Source organism: Mesorhizobium sp. M1312, from assembly GCF_040318115.1.
Classification (GTDB): domain Bacteria; phylum Pseudomonadota; class Alphaproteobacteria; order Rhizobiales; family Rhizobiaceae; genus Mesorhizobium.
In genome coordinates, this window is record NZ_JAMYLQ010000022.1 from 26412 (window position 1) to 42210 (window position 15799).

The window sequence follows — 15799 nt, forward strand, 5'->3', positions numbered from 1 at the left end:
CCTGTCCGATGAGAGTGATGGGATCTGGTTTCAGTGCCCGGGAACGGTGAATTGCGAAGCGGCGGAGCGGTCCGCAAGTGCGCGCGCCGCGGCGAAGCCGAGTGGCTTTTGCTCATTGCCATCGTGATAGATGAAGGCAAGGCGGCGGCGGTGCGATATCAGGCGCGCCGGCAGCGGGTGATAGGCGACACCGCTGCCGCCGACGAGCGGCATGACCGCGCCGACATCGACCAGATCCTCGGTCTCGACGCGAAGCAGATGAAGCCGAACGCCGTCCGCCCTCTCGCCGACAAAGGGTATGCCGGCCAGACGCAGAAAGCTGGATGGGTCCGGCGCCCGCGCAAAGCCTTCGAGGAAGGCTGTTTCAACAAGGTCGAGGTCGACCGATGCGGGATCGGCCGGCGGCTCGTGAGCCTGGTCCGGCAGATGCGGCGTCTGCCATTGCAGCGGCTTGCCCGCGGGCCCGTTATGGCCGAGGGCGTGCGGATGGTCATGATGACCATTCGGCCCATGATGATGGTGATGACCATCGCCATGATCGTGACTATGGTGGTGATCGTCATGCATGGTCAAAAACTCACCGGTTTGTCGATGATCGATTTATGCTTGCCGAGATTGCCGTGGGCGACCATCGAGCCGAGCGCCTCGACGACGACACGCACACCGAACAGCGCCGTGATGTCCGACGTGTCGTAGGGCGGCGAAACCTCGACCACTTCCAATCCGCAAATACCGGGCGCCGTCACCAATCCGAGAAGCTTGAGCGCCTCGCGCGGCAGGAAGCCGCCCGGCTCAGGCCAGCCGGTGCCGGGCACGAAACCGCAGTCGAGGCTGTCGACGTCGAAGGAGATGTAGACGGCGTCGGTGTCTTTCCATGCGAGTTCGAGCGCGATTTCCGCCGCCTTCTCAAGTCCCATCTGCTCGATGTCGGCAATGGTCAGCACGTTGGTGCCGCGCTTCCTCGCCTCGGCGACGCCGTAGCGGGGAACCTGCCAGCCGCCGATGCCGAGCTGGACGAGATTGGTCGCCGAGACATTCGGCAGGTTGGTCGCCCAATACCAGGGCGTGGTGTGCATGCGCTCGTCGAGATCCTTTTCCTGGATGTCGATATGGCGGTCGAAATGGATGATGCCGATGCGTTTCGAGGTCACGTCGGCAATGCCGCGCACGCAGGGAAATCCGATCGAATGGTCGCCGCCCAGCATGATCGGCAGCGCGCCGGACGAGGCGACGTGGCTGACGCCCTTGGTGATCTGGTCGAAGCTCTTTTCGAGGTTGGCGGGAATGGTGAAGACGTCGCCGGCGTCGCACAGCGTCATCTGCTCGCGCAGATCGACGCCGAGCTCGTAGTTGTACGGGGTGTAGAGCGCCGAGATGCGACGAATGCCTTGCGGGCCGAAGCGGGTTCCCGGCCGGTAGGTGGTGCCGCTGTCGAAGGGAATGCCGATGACGGCAGCATCATATTTGCCGACATCACGGACATTCTCGACATAGGGCGCCTTGAGAAAGGTGTTGATGCCGGCGAAATGCGGCAGCTCGCCGCGCGCGAATGTCGGGATCGACTTGTCGACGATCGACTCCGATCCCGGCAGGCCCATGTCGAGCGCCCATTGCTGCTCCTTGCGCCAGCCGCTTTCCGGCAGCTTGCCCTCGGCCTCGATCGACTTCCAGCCCTGCGTTCCGCGGGCATCGAAATCCGGGTGGTGGAAGCGTTCCCTGGCCTCCCGGGCGACGAGCCCTGCCCGGCGGTGGCTGCGTTCGGGGATATTTCTGGACATTCACGGTCTCCGTTACGACGCCGTCGTCGCCATTGCTGTATCCGGCCGGGTCGTCCCGACCATCGCGGCCACCTTGGCCAAGTGATGAGAGGAAGCCCGGGTCTTGCGATCGAGCCTCAGATCGTAGGTGATCGTCGCGCCATAAGCGGACGGAAACTGCGGATCGTGGCGCACCTTGTCGAAGACCAGCACGCGGGTACCGAGCTTGAAGGCTTCGCCGATATCGTGGGTGACCATCACCACGGTCATGCCGTGCTCGGTCCAGAGCTCGGTGAGCAGCTCGTGCATCTCGACGCGGATGCCGGGATCGAGCGCACCGAACGGCTCGTCGAGAAGCAGGATCTGCGGACGTCCAAGCAAGGTCTGCGCAATCGCCAGCCGCTGCTGCATGCCGCCGGAAAGCGATGCCGGATAAAGGCCGCGCGCATGGGCAAGGCCGACCCGTTCCAGCATGGTTTCGGCCTCTTGCCTGGCGTTTGCGCGCCTGGCGCCGAAGACGCGGCCAAGCGGCCCGCCCGAGCGAAAGTCTTCGACCAGCAGCAGGTTCTGGATGGCGGTCAGATGCGGAAACACCGAATAGCGCTGAAAGACGATGCCGCGCTGCGGCGTCGGCTCTGGCACGATTGGGCCATCGCCGACGATCACAACGCCACTGCTCTGCTGCTCCTGGCCGAGCAGGATGCGCAGGAACGTCGATTTTCCGCAGCCGCTGGCGCCGACCAGCGACAGGAATTCGCCGGCTTCGGCGGTGACATTGACCCGCTCGAGCACGCGAGCATCGCCGTAGCTCTTTTCCAGCCCATGGACGACGATGCGGCTCATCTGGCCTCCGCCGGATGCGCCCAAGGGGACACCGCCCGCGACAGCCGCACCAGCAGCCAATCGGTGATGACGGCAAGCAGCGTGATCCAGGCGACATAGGGCAGGATGACATCCATCGAGAGATAGCGGCGGACGAGGAAGATGCGGTAACCCAGCCCTTCGGTCGAGGCGATGGCTTCGGCGGCGATCAGGAACAGCCAGGCCGGCCCGAGCGCCAGCCGCACGCAGGTGATGAGGCGCGGCACGACTTGCGGCAGCACCAGCCGCAAGACCATGGTCCAGCTGTTGCCGCCAAGCGTCTGCGCCTTGGCCACCAGTTCGGACGGCAACTCCATCACCCGGTTGGCGATGTCGCGCACCATCACCGGCGCGACGCCAAGGGCAATCAGCGTGATCTTGGCCGTTTCGCCGAGGCCGAGCGCGATGAACAGGATCGGCAGCAGCGCCAGCGGAGGAATGACGCAGACGACGGTGACGAAGGGCAGCAGGAAAGCCCGCACCCGCGGAATGAAGCCGATGGCGATGCCGAGCGAAAGCGCGGCGAACGTGGCAACGCCCACGCCCGCGGACAGCCTGAGGAGACTGGCATAGGTGTCGACCCACAGGATAAGGTCGTCGGAGCGCTTGTCCGGAACCGTCGCCAGGTCAAGAAAGGCCGACCACATCTGTGCCGGCGAAGGCAGCAGCTTGTCGCTGGGATTGACGGCCAGTCGTTGCGCCGAAGCGATCAGATAGGCGACCGCCACGAACAAGAACGGCAAGCCGCCGAGGAACAAGGCGCTGCCGCGCGAGACCTTCGCATTGATCATGCGAAGACGCACTCTCGGCCTTGGCCGGGAAGGGCGCACGGTGCCCTCCCGGCCGGTCTCGGACACTTCATCCCTGGCACTCATTTCCTTGGCCAGCATGTCGCGTCAGGGCGCTGCGGTTGCGGCCTCGGCCATGAAGGCTGGATCGAAACGCAGCTTGACGTTTTTGGCGTCGCCGAGCGTGGATCCGTCGGGAAAACTCATACCGACCACGTCTACACTCGTGGCGTTGGTGCCCAGGATGCCGTGGCTGAACAGGAAGTTGCGAACCAGATCCATCGTTTTCGGCAATTCGGTGCCGTTGGTGAACTCGACCGCCTTGGCAGGGTCGAAGAACATCGCCGTCGAGGCGAGTTGCGCGTCGAAGCCGGCGAGGTCCGTGCCGGACGCCTTGGCCATCTCCTCCTTGGCTGCCTTGCCCTCCGGCGTGTCCGAGGTCATCAGGTCCATCGCTTCGTACCACGCGCCGACAAGCGCCTTGCCCAATGCCGGATTGTCCGTCAGCGTCTCGGTGTTGACGACCATCATGTCGATGATCTCGCCGGGAATCTGCGAGGAATCGAAAACCTTGTGCGCACCCGGCATGGCGACGATCTCGGAAACCAGCTGGTTCCAGGTGACGACCGAGGTGACGTCGCTGGTGCCGTAGGCGGCGACCATGTCGGCGTCGGACGTGTTGACGACGGTGATGTCCTTCTCGGCGAGCTTGACGGTGTCCAGCGCCCGCGCCAGCAGGTAATGCGAGACGGAGAGCTCGACGAGATTGACCTTCTGGCCGGCAATGTCGGCGAGCGCGGCCTTGTCCTTGAGGATCACGGCATCGTTGCCGTTGGAGAAATCGCCAATGATCACCGCGGTGGTGTCGACGCCGCCGCCAGCGGGGATCGAGAGCGCGTCCATGTTGGTCATCGAACAGCCGTCGAAGCCGCCGGCCGTGTACTGGTTGATGCTTTCGACATAGTCGTTGATACGGGTGATCTCGACATTGATGCCGTATTTGTCGGCCCATTTCTTCATGATGCCGCTGTCGGAGAGATAGCCCCACGGCATCCAGCCGACATAGATCGACCAGCATATCTTGAAGTCTTTCTTGGGCGCCGCGTCAGCGGCGGAAATCATGGGAAGGCTGAGTGATGCGGCTAGGATGATTGCGGCCAGCTTGCGAAGCATTGCGTACCCCTGTTCGCGATCCGGATTGCGACCGGACTTTATGTTGGGGTTTGCGAAGCGCGCATCCGGGAGAGGTTCGCGCCAGCAAACCCGTGCAGGGTTCTCCCGGGATTTTGGCCCGCCGTGTTCCGCCGGATGCCTCAGTGCACCCTTGGCGGTCGCATCTCTTGGACCAGCACCGCTTTGTTGCGGCCGGAACCCTAGACGCTCTGCACACGGTCAACGAAGCAAAGAGCATGCCAAAGCCGAATTGTGCCAAAAGGCCGGCATTTGTGGAGCTGTGCGGCTTCGAGCATTCGCACGAGTGACGCGAAAATCATCGCATCGCCGACGGATTGGGCAGTTCGCCTGATTGCTAGGAAGGCACCCCGATCGAATCCGTCCCCGACTTTATCGGGTCAACCGCGGCAAAGATGGCGCTCGCCTCGCTGACGATGGAAACGTGATCCTTGGCTGCCTGCCCTGCGGCAACGCCGTCACCGCGCATGATTGCGGTAACGATGACGTCATGCTCCTGCCAGGATTTGGCCAGGCGGCCCGGCAGCATGAATTGCGCGCGCCGGAACGGCGCCAGCCGGCTGCGCGTCATGACGGTCAGTTCATAGATATGCTTGCTGTGAGCGCCGCGATAGAGCCGGGTGTGGAACTCGGTGTTGAAATATTCGTAATCTTCCTCCGCACCCAGCTGCACAAGGCACGCCGAAGCCTGATGCTCGACCTCGAGCGCGCGGCGTTCGCCGGCGGTCATGCGCTCGGCCGAGAACCGCGCGCAGATCGCTTCAAGCTCGGCCATGCTCTCGAACATCGAGGCGAGATGCTCCTGCGTCACCACGGCGACGGTGGCGCCCCGATTGGGCCGCCTTTCGACCAGCCCCATGGCGCTCAGCCGGCCAAGCGCCTCCCTGACGGGGGTGCGCGACACGTCGAAGCGGGCAGCGAGTGAGGCCTCGTCGAGCTTTTCGCCGGGCCGCAGGAAGCCGGTGACGATCCGGTCGCCGATCGCCCTCACCATCTGATCGACGGTCGTGCCCGACCTGATCAAGCTGCGCTTCCCCGACAATTCTCCTCCGTCAGTCTTTTGCCAGAGTCGAGTGGCTCGCCGGAAGCTTCGACTCGGGCGCGTCCTCTATGCCTTTATTTTAATCCAGATGTCAAACTGGCTAATTGAAAGGCAAAAAGTGTATGCAATTGCCTCTCACTTGAGCACGTCGGATCGGCGCACCAGCTGATTTCGCTGGATAAATTCCAGCTTTTGAACTGGCACGGCGATTGCATGCACTTTGATGAGAAGGGAATCAATCGACCCGGAAAAGGGTCCAACAGGGAGCATTCACATGACCGAGAGATTCATGCTTAGCCGCCGCGAACTGCTCAAGACCTCCGCCGCCGGAGCGGCGCTCGGTCTGGCCTCGGCGTCATTCCCGATCAGCAGGGCGTTCGCCGCCGCCGTCACTGTCGGCTTCATCTATGTCGGACCGAAGGACGACTACGGCTACAACCAGGCGCATGCCGAGGGAGCCGCCACATTGAAGGCCATCGAGGGCATTTCCGTGGTCGAGGAGGAGAACGTCCCCGAGACGGTCGATGTCCAGAAGTCGATGGAATCGATGATCAACCTCGACGGCGCCTCGCTGATCTTCCCGACTTCGTTCGGCTATTTCGATCCGCACATGCTGGCCATGTGCGCGAAATTCCCCGACGTGCAGTTCCGCCATTGCGGCGGCATGTGGAACAAGGACAAGCATCCGATGAATGCCGGTTCCTATTTCGGCTATATCGGCATGGGCCAGTATCTCAACGGCGTCGCCGCCGGCCACGCCACCAAGACCAAGAAGCTCGGCTTCGTCGCGGCAAAGCCCATTCCGCAGGTCCTGCTCAACATCAATTCCTTCCTGCTCGGCGCACGCTCGGTCGACCCGGCCATCACCTGCCAGGTGATCTTCACCGGCGAGTGGTCGCTGGCGGTCAAGGAGGCGGAAGCCACCAACGCACTGGTCGATCAGGGTGCCGACGTCATCACCTGCCATGTCGACAGCCCGAAAGTCGTGGTCGAAACGGCGGCGGGGCGCGGCGCCTTCATCTGCGGCTACCATGCCAACCAGAGCCCGCTGGCGCCCGAAAAATATCTGACCGGCGCGGAATGGAACTGGGCAAAAGTCTACAAGATGTTCGTCGACGACCTCGTGGCCGGCAAGCCGCTGCCCAATTTCACGCGCGGCGGACTGGCCGACGGCTTCGTCAAGATGGGCCCGCTCGGCCCCGCCGTCAGCGAGGCGGCGCGCACACAGTTCGACGGCACGCTCGCCGAAATGATGAAGGGCGGCTTTTCCGTGATCAAGGGGCCGTTGAAGAACAACAAGGGCGACGTCGTCGCAACCGAGGGCCAGACCTTCGTCGAGGCCGCGATCGAGCTGGAAAGCATGGACTATCTCGTCGAGGGTGTCGTCGGCTCGACCGCTTGAGCATGGATCGGAGACGGGGGCCATGGCAGACACCATGAGCAGTGCGAGCGTGCCAGTGATGCTCGGCGCCCGGGGCTACCCGACGGCGATCGAATGGATCGCCCGGCGTGCGGAGGCCTTCGTCATCCCACTCGCGGCGCTGATCGTCGGCATGGCCCTGTTCAGCCTGTTCATCGCGCTGGTCGGCAAGCCGCCGGTGCAGCTCTATGAAACGATGTGGCGCGGCGGCTTCGGCTCGTGGTTCTCGGTCCAGAACTCGCTGTCGCGGGCCGCACCCTTGCTGCTTGCGGCGCTCTGCGTGGCACTGCCGGCCCGGCTCGGCCTCGTCGTCATCGGCGGCGAAGGCGCGATCATGCTGGGCGGTGTTGCCGCCGCTGCGATGGGCGTGGCCACCAGCGGCGCCCCCGCCTTTTTCGTTATTCTTGCCATGGGCGTGGCGGGCCTGGCCGCCGGCGGCATCTGGATCGGTGCCGTCGGCGCGCTACGCCACTACCGTGCCGTCAACGAAACCATATCGAGCCTTTTGATGGCCTATATCGCCATCGCCCTGATGAACCATTTGGTGGAAGGGCCGCTGCGCGATCCCGCCTCGCTCAACAAACCCTCGACCGAGCCGCTGGCGGAGGCCTACCGCATTGGCACCATTCCGGGCATGGACGTGCATTGGGGCCTGGTCGTCGGCGTCATCGCCTGCGTTCTGTCCTGGCTGCTGATCGAAAAGACCCGCTGGGGCTTCGCCGCCCGCATCGCCGGTGGCAATGTCAGGGCAGCACAGGTGCAGGGGCTTGCCGTCGGACCGCTGATCGTCGGTTTCACCGCGCTGGCCGGCGGCTTCGCCGGCCTTGCCGGCATGCTGGAAGTCGCCGCCGTGCAAGGCAGCGCCAACGCCTCGCTCGCCACCGGCTACGGGTATACCGGTATCCTGGTCGCCTTCCTCGCCCGCCACAATCCGCTCGCCATCATCCCGGTCGCCTTCCTGCTTGGCGGCATCGACGCCTCCGGCGGGCTGATCCAGCGCCGCATGGACCTGCCCGACGCCACCGTGCTGGTGCTGCAAGGCATGCTCTTCGTCGTTATCCTGTTCAGCGAAACCTTCTACGGCCGCTTCAAGGCCTTCAATCCCGACCTCTGGCAGAGGCCCGATCTGTTGAAGGGAACTGCCTGATGGACGCGACCGAGATCGGCCTCTGGGGCGTTCCGCTTGCCATGCTCGGCGGCGCCATCCGCGTCTCGACGCCCTTTATCTTCGTATCGCTGGGCGAAGCCATCACCGAACGTTCGGGGCGCATCAATCTCGGCCTCGAAGGCACGCTGGTGTTCGGCGCAATGACCGCCTATGCCGTCGCAGTGATGACCGGCTCGCCGTGGCTCGGCCTGTTGGCCGCCGCCGCTGCCGGTCTTTGTTTCGGCCTGTTCCACGGCTGGATCTGCAAATTCCGTGGGGTTAACGACATTGCCATCGGCATTGCGCTGATGCTGTTCGGCTCGGGTCTTGCTTTCTTCTTCGGCAAACCGTTCATTCAGCCTTCGGCGCCCGACCTGCCGGCGATCCCCTTTGGCGGCTGGTCCGATATTCCGCAGGTGCAGGCGGCGCTCAACGTCAATGTGCTGTTCCTGATCGGTGCAGCCCTTGCCGTGTTCCTGTGGTGGGCCTTCCGCAACACCCGCGCCGGCCTGATCGTGCGCGTGGTCGGCGACAGCTCCGACGCCGCGCGCGCCATGGGCCTCAACCCGAACACCGTGCGCCTCATCGCCACCGGCATCGGCGGCGCGCTGGCCGGCATCGGCGGCGCCTATCTGTCGCTCTACTACCCCGGCAGCTGGACCGAAGGCATTTCGTCGGGCCAAGGGCTGATGGCGGTGGCGCTGGTCATCTTCGCGCGCTGGAACCCGCTCGGCTGCTTTGCCGCCGCGCTGCTGTTCGGCGGCGCCGGCGCGCTCGGGCCAGCGCTGCAATCGGTCGGCGTCACGCAAGGCTACTATCTGTTCTACGCCGCACCCTACATTCTCACCCTCGTCATCATGATCGCCACATCGTCGCCGAGCCGTTCGCTGGCCGGCGCGCCGGACGAACTGTCGATCACCAAATGACGTTTCCAGACTGGAGTTTTGCTCAATGAACGCCAGAGCCGGGGTCACGCAGCGCTACATCGATGCCGATCCCTATCCATGGCCCTACAATGGCGAGCTTCGGCCCGACAACACGGCGCTGATCATCATCGACATGCAGACCGATTTCTGTGGGCCGGGCGGCTATGTCGATCATATGGGCTACGACCTCTCGCTGGTGCGGGCGCCGATCGAGCCGATCAAGTCGGTGCTGGCTGCGATGCGGGCGAAGGGTTACACCATCATCCACACGCGCGAAGGCCACCGGCCCGATCTCGCCGACCTGCCGGCCAACAAGCGCTGGCGCTCGCGCCGCATCAATGCCGGCATCGGCGACCCCGGACCTTGCGGGCGCATCCTGGTGCGGGGCGAGCCGGGCTGGGACATCATCCCCGATCTCTATCCGGCCGAAGGCGAGCCGATCATCGACAAGCCGGGAAAGGGCTCGTTCTGCGCCACCGACCTGGAATTGATCCTCAACCAGCGCTGCATCGAAAACATCGTGCTCACCGGCATCACCACAGATGTCTGCGTGCACACGACGATGCGTGAAGCCAACGACCGCGGCTTCGAATGCGTGATGCTGGAGGATTGCTGCGGGGCGACCGACTACGGCAACCATCTCGCCGCGATCAAGATGATCAAGATGCAAGGCGGTGTGTTCGGTGCGGTGTCGAACTCGGCATCCTTCGTTGGCCAGTTGCCATGAGGTTCGCCCATGAGTGACCACGGCAAAAGAGCGGTTGGCGTCGAGACCATCGGCATGAGCATGCGCTTCGGCGCCTTCACCGCTCTGGACGACGTCTCCATCAAGGTGCCGGCGGGATCGTTTCATGCACTGCTTGGCGAAAACGGCGCGGGCAAGTCGACGCTGGTCAAATGCATCATGGGTTTTTATCACCCGACCGCCGGCGACATTCTGGTCGACGGCCGCGAGGTCGGGATCGCCAGTCCGAAGGACGCCTCGGCGCTCGGCCTCGGCATGGTCTATCAACATTTTACCCTGGTCCCGTCGCTGACAGGTGCGGAGAACCTGGTCATTTCCCGCGAAAAGGTGCCGGGGATTATCGACTGGCGCAAGGAGCGCGCCGCACTTGCCCAGTTCATGGAGCGGATGCCGTTCAAGCTGCCGCTCGACGTCAAAGTGGCCGAACTCGCCGCCGGCGAAAAGCAGAAGCTCGAAATCATCAAGCAGCTTTATCTCGGCCGCAGTTTTCTGGTGCTGGATGAGCCGACGTCGGTGCTAACCCCCGGCGAGGCGCAGGAAGTGCTGGGCCTCGTGCGCGGCATGAGCAAGGCGGGCGATCTCACCGTGCTGATGATCTCGCACAAGTTCCACGAGGTGACGGTGTTCGCCGACGAGATCACGGTGCTGCGCAAGGGCAGACCGACAGGAACGGGGAAAGTTTCGGAGCTGTCTCACAAGCAGATGGCGGCGATGATGATCGGCGACCAGCCGATTGCCGCGCTCGACTCACGCGCTCCAGTGCCTGTCGGCGCCCGGCAAATCCTGACGGTGAAGGCACTGAAGGCGCCCGACCGAACGGGCCTGAAGACCATCAATATCGGCGAGCTCGATGTGAAATCCGGCGAAATCGTCGGTGTCGCCGGCATTTCCGGCAACGGCCAGAAGGAGTTTTTAGAAGTCCTTGCCGGGCAACGCACGCGTGATGCCGGCGACGTCCTGGTGAAGGGATCGCCCTACGGCGCCAGCCGCGCCGAGGCCCGCACGCTCAATGTGCGCTTCATCCCGGAGGAACCGTTGCGCAATGCCTGCGCGCCGAGGATGACGGTGGCGGAAAACATGGCATTCCGGACCTTCGACCTGAACGACGCCGGCAAGCCGATCGCCTGGATCAGGATGAGTGCAATCAGGGACTATGCCGCCCGCCTGGTCGAGCAGTTCAAGGTCAAGACGGCCTCGCTCGCCTCGCCGATTTCGTCGCTCTCCGGCGGCAACGTGCAGCGCGCTGTGCTCGCCCGCGAACTGACCGGCGAGGTCGATCTGCTGATCGTGTCCAATCCCTGCTTCGGCCTCGACTTCTCGGCGGTCGCCGAAATCCGCGCCCGCATCATGAAGGCGCGCAATGCCGGGGCGGCGGTGCTGCTGATGTCGGAAGATCTCGATGAGCTGCTTGAACTTTCGGACCGCATTTTCGTCATGTCCGACGGCGCGCTGGTCTATGAGACGCCGATCGCCCAGGCGAGCGTCCAGACGATCGGCGAGCATATGGCGGGACATCACTGATGGCCGAGATCGACGCGTTGCCGTTTCCGTTTGCCTTCAGGCCTGAGGCGATGGCGCTGATCGTCATCGACATGCAGCGCGATTTCGCCGAGCCGGGCGGCTTCGGCGCCAGCCTCGGCAACGACGTCGGCCGGGTGGTGGCGATCGTGCCGACGGTGAAGAGACTGATCGAGGGATTTCGCACCGCCGGCCTGCCGGTGATCCACACGATGGAGTGCCACAGATCAGACCTTTCGGACCTGCCGCCGGCCAAGCGCAATCGCGGCAATCCGTCGATCCGGATCGGCGATGCCGGTCCGATGGGCCGCGTGCTGGTCGTCGGCGAGCCGGGAACGGCGATCCTCGACGAGGTGGCCCCGCTGCCTGGCGAAATCGTCATCGAAAAACCCGGCAAGGGCGCGTTCTACGCCACCAGCTTTGGCGAGGACCTGAAGCGGCTCGGCGTGCAGCAACTGGTCTTCGCCGGAGTCACGACGGAAGTCTGCGTGCAGACGACGATGCGCGAGGCCAACGACCGTGGCTATGAATGCCTGCTGGCCGAGGATGCGACAGAAAGTTATTTTCCGGAGTTCAAGGCGGCCGCGCTGGCCATGATCAGGGCGCAGGGCGCGATCGTTGGCTGGACGGCGATGACGGACCAGGTGCTCAAAGGAATTGCCGATGCCTAACATTGCATACCCGGCTCTCATCCATGGGGGCTGGCGTGATCTGGCATTCGAGCGTTTTCGCGAAGGCATCATGGTGCATTGGCTGCTCAAGGGCGGACCGGCCGAACCGTCCGTCGCGATCCTAAACTATCGGCCCGGCGCCGGCGTGCCGCGCCATCGCCATGTCGGGCTGGAAACCATCGTCGTGCTGGAAGGCACCCAGAGCGACGAGAATGGCGACTATCTTGCCGGAAGCGTGATCCTGAACCCGGTCGGGACCGAGCATTCGGTGTGGACGAAGGACGGCTGCGTCGTGCTGATCCAGTGGAATCTGCCGGTGGTCATTCTGGACGAGACGAAATGAGCGACATCCGCTTGGATATCGGCAGGCTGCACGCGGCCTATGCCTCCGGCATGTCGGCCGCTACCATTATTGAAACCGTGTTTCAGCGCACAGCGAAAGCGGACGATCCAGGCATTTTCATCCATCTGGCGAGCAAGGCGGACCTGCTCGCCGAAGCCGAGGCACTCGGCGGATTCGACCCCGTGGCAAAGCCACTCTGGGGCGTGCCGTTCGCGGTCAAGGACAACATCGATGTTGCCGGCATGCCGACCACGGCCGCCTGCGCCGAATATGCATACTTACCGGCGAAAGACGCCACCGTCGTCGCGCGTCTGAGGGCGGCCGGCGCGCTGGTCGTCGGAAAAACCAATCTCGACCAATTCGCCACCGGGTTAGTCGGCGTGCGCACGCCCTATCCGATCCCGAGAAACGCGATCGATCCGAAACTGGTGCCGGGCGGTTCCTCGTGCGGCTCGGCCGTGGCGACGGCGCACGGCATTGTTTCTTTCGCGCTCGGCACCGATACCGCAGGATCCGGCCGTATCCCCGCCGGCCTCAACAGCATCGTCGGGCTGAAGCCGACGGTCGGCGCGCTGTCGGCCGCCGGCGTCGTGCCGGCCTGCCGTACGCTCGACTGCGTCTCCGTCTTCGCGCTCACCGTCGATGACGCCTACGGCGTCTTCAGGGCCGCGGCGGCCAAAGATGACGCGGATTCTTATTCGCGCTCCATCGCGGCACCGTCACTCGGGCCGCGTCCACCCGTTCTGTCTGTCGGCGTTCCGGCAAAGACGGATCGGGAATTTTTTGGCGACGCGGCCATGCAGGCGGGATTCGAAACGGCGCTGCGGACGCTGGCACAGCTCGGCTGCCGACTGATCGAAATCCCCTTCGGCGATTTCTATGCCACCGCCAACCTGCTCTACGAAGGCGCCTGGGTGGCGGAGCGCTATGCGGCGATTGCGGATTTCATGGACGTGAACGAGGCGGCAATGCATCCGGTGACGCGCCAGATCGTCGGCGGCGCGCGAAAACTTTCCGCAGCGGACGCTTTCAAAGGCCTCTATGCGCTACAGACCTACAAGGCCAGACTGGCGCCTGTAATCGCCTCGGTCGACCTTTTCTGCGTGCCGACGGCGCCGACGCATTATACCATCGACGCCGTCTTGGCCGATCCGATCGTCACCAACAGCCGACTCGGCACCTACACCAACTTCGTCAATCTGCTCGACATGTGCGGCATCGCCGTACCGACGGGCAAGCGCGACGACGGTCTGCCGATGAGCGTCACTTTGCTTGCGGCGGCCGGCAAGGACGCCCTGACGGCGACGCTGGCCAGCGAGCTCCATGCAGCCAGCGGTCTCGGCCTAGGCGCGACAGGCTGGGCGATGCCTGCCAACGTCGCCAGAACATTCGACCCTGGTGACGACATGATCGAGCTCGTGGTCGTCGGCGCGCATTTGTCGGGAATGCCGCTTAACAGCCAACTCTGCGCGCTGGGCGCGCGATTGAGCAGAGCCGCCAAGACGATCGCCTCCTATCAGCTTTATGCTCTCGCCGGCCAAGCCGTGCCGAAGCCGGGGCTCGTGCGTGTTGCCGATGGCAACGGAGCGGCCATCGATGTCGAGGTTTGGCGGCTTTCAGCAGATGCGTTCGGACGCTTCGTGGCCGCAATCCCGCCGCCGCTCGGCATAGGCACGATTGAGCTCGATGACGGAACATCGGCCAAAGGCTTCCTGGTCGAAACCGCCGGATTGTCACAAGCTATCGACATTTCAGCCTATGGCGGTTGGCGCAGCTTCATCGCAAAGGCCGGCGGAGAGCGACTGGAAAGCGTCCCGGCCGATTGAACGACCGGCCGTTCGCGCCGGTACCGTCAGCGCGACCTCAAATCATAGCAGCGATGCTCGCCGAGCCTGTCACGCCGAAGGCGGTAAGCGATCCGTAAGCGCGTGTTCGAAAATTGCACCGTGAGTGGCAGGCGTCACCAAGCGCTTGCAACCGACAACAGGGCTTCATCTGTCGCCACCTGGCTTGTTCGGTCCTGCACCCTTCTGCATCTGCCGCCTCCCACACAACGTAGTGTGGAAGGCAGGCGCATATGGATCGCTTACGGCAAAGCCGCAGTCCCGTTCCCAGGTTCACGGTTCGAGACCGGACCTGGACTAACAGCTAGACTGCGGCACACGGATCGATTTGTTCAAACAGCTCGTGCTGCACGCACCCAATCGAGTCGTGCGGCGGGGACAAGGCCGTAGTTATAAAAATTGATACCGTCGACGTCCGGCGCCAGGGCCGGTTTCAGCTTGGCGGCGAGGATTTCAGGGCCTGCCATTTCCGGATAGAAGAGCCGGTAACCGATGCCGAGGAATTTCTCTGCTCCGAGCGCGGTGCGGCCGGCCGCCATCAGGCCTGCGACTTCGCCGGCCTGCATATCATAGGCACACAGGATCGCCCCGTCGCAGACCTTGCCGAGCGATGCCAGATCGCAGCCGCCGAGCCAGCCGTCTTTCAGGTCGATGATGAGGACACGTGTCCCCGGATCGGCAACCTCGCGCAGCTCGGCGACAAGACTGGTCACCGGCTCGAACCGCCACAACAGATAGGCGTGGAGTTGCGGCCAGGGCAGAAAGGCGTCCAGGCCACTTGCGGGAAATTCGGGAAGGCGCCGTTCAGGCACTGCGCGCTCGCACGCCTCGGCAATCCACTGCTTGACGAGCTCACGCGCCGGCTGGCCTTCGATGCCGGCAGCAGCGGCGCGGGCGAGGCAGGACGGACAAAAGCACAGCGACAGAAGAAAGTCGTCTTCCGGCGTCAGCCCGACACCATCCTTCTCGTGATGATATTCGTGGGCGAAGCCCATGAAGGACGGGCTTTCAAGTTCGATCCTGTCCGGCTTGTAAGTATGCGTGATATCCGCGGCCAGCGCACGGACATAGGCGCGCGCATCCGGATGTGACGGACAGAGATTATAATAGTTGGGATCGCCAAAGGCATTGCGGGTGACGGCTTGCGGATAAAGCATGCCGAGGCGGGTGTTGTGCAGGCAGACCGTCCAGCATGACACCTGGAGGCCGCCTGCCTCGCGCCGTTGGACGAGTTCGGCCAGAACGTCGCCACGTTCCGTGATCACGTCCGCCACCTTGGGCTGGATCACGAGATCGGCCCATCGCGCGGTGGTTGGTTTGAAGTAGATCGTGCCGTCCTCCGGGAAATAGGCTTTGCGGCGCGGGCTGCGCGGCTGCAGGAAGCGGCCGGCATGATAGGAGGTCGCGAGACTGATCATGTTGAGCCCGGCGCGCTCGATAAGATCGCGTTCGACGGCTTCCAAACCCAGATCCTGGACATCCCAGGGATAGGTCCACATCGAAAGCTGCATGAAATATCCTCTCAGTTTTCTGCAATGGCGCCGTG

The 15799-nt window shown here is 63.7% G+C and carries 15 protein-coding genes and 1 riboswitch; of the genes, 8 read left to right on the plus strand and 7 right to left on the minus strand.

The features are described 5' to 3' along the window. Nucleotides 1-30 precede the first annotated feature (30 nt). The 6 genes from NKH36_RS22875 to NKH36_RS22900 all read right to left on the minus strand — a co-directional run bounded on the left by NKH36_RS22875 (nt 31) and on the right by NKH36_RS22900 (nt 5621). Entirely contained in the window at nt 31-567 is a 537-nt protein-coding gene (locus NKH36_RS22875; RefSeq protein WP_352961848.1) for a hypothetical protein, read from the minus strand. Between the two features lie 2 nt (nt 568-569). Beyond that, complete coding sequence (locus NKH36_RS22880) at nt 570-1778, minus strand: agmatinase family protein (RefSeq protein ID WP_127289529.1); 1209 nt, start codon at nt 1776-1778, stop codon at nt 570-572. A 12-nt stretch (nt 1779-1790) separates the two neighbouring features. Beyond that, nucleotides 1791-2600, minus strand: a complete 810-nt coding sequence (locus NKH36_RS22885) for an ATP-binding cassette domain-containing protein (protein ID WP_352961845.1) — start codon at nt 2598-2600, stop codon at nt 1791-1793. Further along, nucleotides 2597-3409 carry an ABC transporter permease gene (locus tag NKH36_RS22890; protein WP_352961842.1) on the minus strand — a complete coding sequence of 271 codons (813 nt, stop codon included), beginning with the start codon at nt 3407-3409 and terminating at the stop codon, nt 2597-2599. The genes NKH36_RS22885 and NKH36_RS22890 overlap by 4 nt, the downstream gene beginning before the upstream one ends. A 105-nt stretch (nt 3410-3514) precedes the next feature. Next, a complete protein-coding gene (locus NKH36_RS22895) occupies nt 3515-4579 on the minus strand; it encodes a putative urea ABC transporter substrate-binding protein (protein WP_352961839.1) in 1065 nt (354 codons plus the stop codon). A gap of 100 nt (nt 4580-4679) precedes the next feature. Beyond that, nucleotides 4680-4794, minus strand: a riboswitch (guanidine-I (ykkC/yxkD leader). 140 nt (nt 4795-4934) lie between these two features. Further along, nucleotides 4935-5621: a GntR family transcriptional regulator gene (locus NKH36_RS22900; RefSeq protein ID WP_352961837.1), complete on the minus strand. Its 687-nt coding sequence runs from the start codon at nt 5619-5621 to the stop codon at nt 4935-4937. 292 nt (nt 5622-5913) lie between these two features. On the opposite strand from NKH36_RS22900, the gene NKH36_RS22905 reads away from it, so the two are divergent. The 8 genes from NKH36_RS22905 to atzF are packed head-to-tail and all read left to right on the plus strand — an operon-like array spanning nt 5914 to nt 14235. Then, complete coding sequence (locus tag NKH36_RS22905; RefSeq protein WP_352961835.1) at nt 5914-7041, plus strand: BMP family ABC transporter substrate-binding protein; 1128 nt, start codon at nt 5914-5916, stop codon at nt 7039-7041. 34 nt (nt 7042-7075) lie between these two features. Further along, nucleotides 7076-8206 carry an ABC transporter permease gene (locus NKH36_RS22910; protein WP_352961906.1) on the plus strand — a complete coding sequence of 377 codons (1131 nt, stop codon included), beginning with the start codon at nt 7076-7078 and terminating at the stop codon, nt 8204-8206. Further along, nucleotides 8206-9132: an ABC transporter permease gene (locus NKH36_RS22915; RefSeq protein WP_352961834.1), complete on the plus strand. Its 927-nt coding sequence runs from the start codon at nt 8206-8208 to the stop codon at nt 9130-9132. Before NKH36_RS22910 ends, NKH36_RS22915 begins: the two co-directional genes overlap by 1 nt. A gap of 25 nt (nt 9133-9157) precedes the next feature. Then, the gene (gene biuH / locus NKH36_RS22920; protein WP_352961833.1) at nt 9158-9859 is read left to right on the plus strand and encodes a biuret amidohydrolase; all 702 of its coding nucleotides are present in this window, start codon (nt 9158-9160) and stop codon (nt 9857-9859) included. 9 nt (nt 9860-9868) lie between these two features. Beyond that, nucleotides 9869-11398 carry an ABC transporter ATP-binding protein gene (locus NKH36_RS22925; protein WP_352961832.1) on the plus strand — a complete coding sequence of 510 codons (1530 nt, stop codon included), beginning with the start codon at nt 9869-9871 and terminating at the stop codon, nt 11396-11398. Further along, nucleotides 11398-12066, plus strand: a complete 669-nt coding sequence (locus tag NKH36_RS22930) for a cysteine hydrolase family protein (protein ID WP_352964620.1) — start codon at nt 11398-11400, stop codon at nt 12064-12066. The genes NKH36_RS22925 and NKH36_RS22930 overlap by 1 nt, the downstream gene beginning before the upstream one ends. Continuing rightward, a complete protein-coding gene (locus NKH36_RS22935; RefSeq protein ID WP_352961828.1) occupies nt 12059-12409 on the plus strand; it encodes a cupin domain-containing protein in 351 nt (116 codons plus the stop codon). The genes NKH36_RS22930 and NKH36_RS22935 overlap by 8 nt, the downstream gene beginning before the upstream one ends. Continuing rightward, nucleotides 12406-14235, plus strand: coding sequence for an allophanate hydrolase (gene atzF / locus NKH36_RS22940; protein WP_352964621.1), 1830 nt, complete (start codon nt 12406-12408; stop codon nt 14233-14235). Before NKH36_RS22935 ends, atzF begins: the two co-directional genes overlap by 4 nt. A 350-nt stretch (nt 14236-14585) precedes the next feature. On the opposite strand, the gene NKH36_RS22945 is transcribed toward atzF, so the two are convergent. Continuing rightward, nucleotides 14586-15764, minus strand: a complete 1179-nt coding sequence (locus NKH36_RS22945; protein WP_352961824.1) for a hypothetical protein — start codon at nt 15762-15764, stop codon at nt 14586-14588. Nucleotides 15765-15799 lie beyond the last annotated feature (35 nt).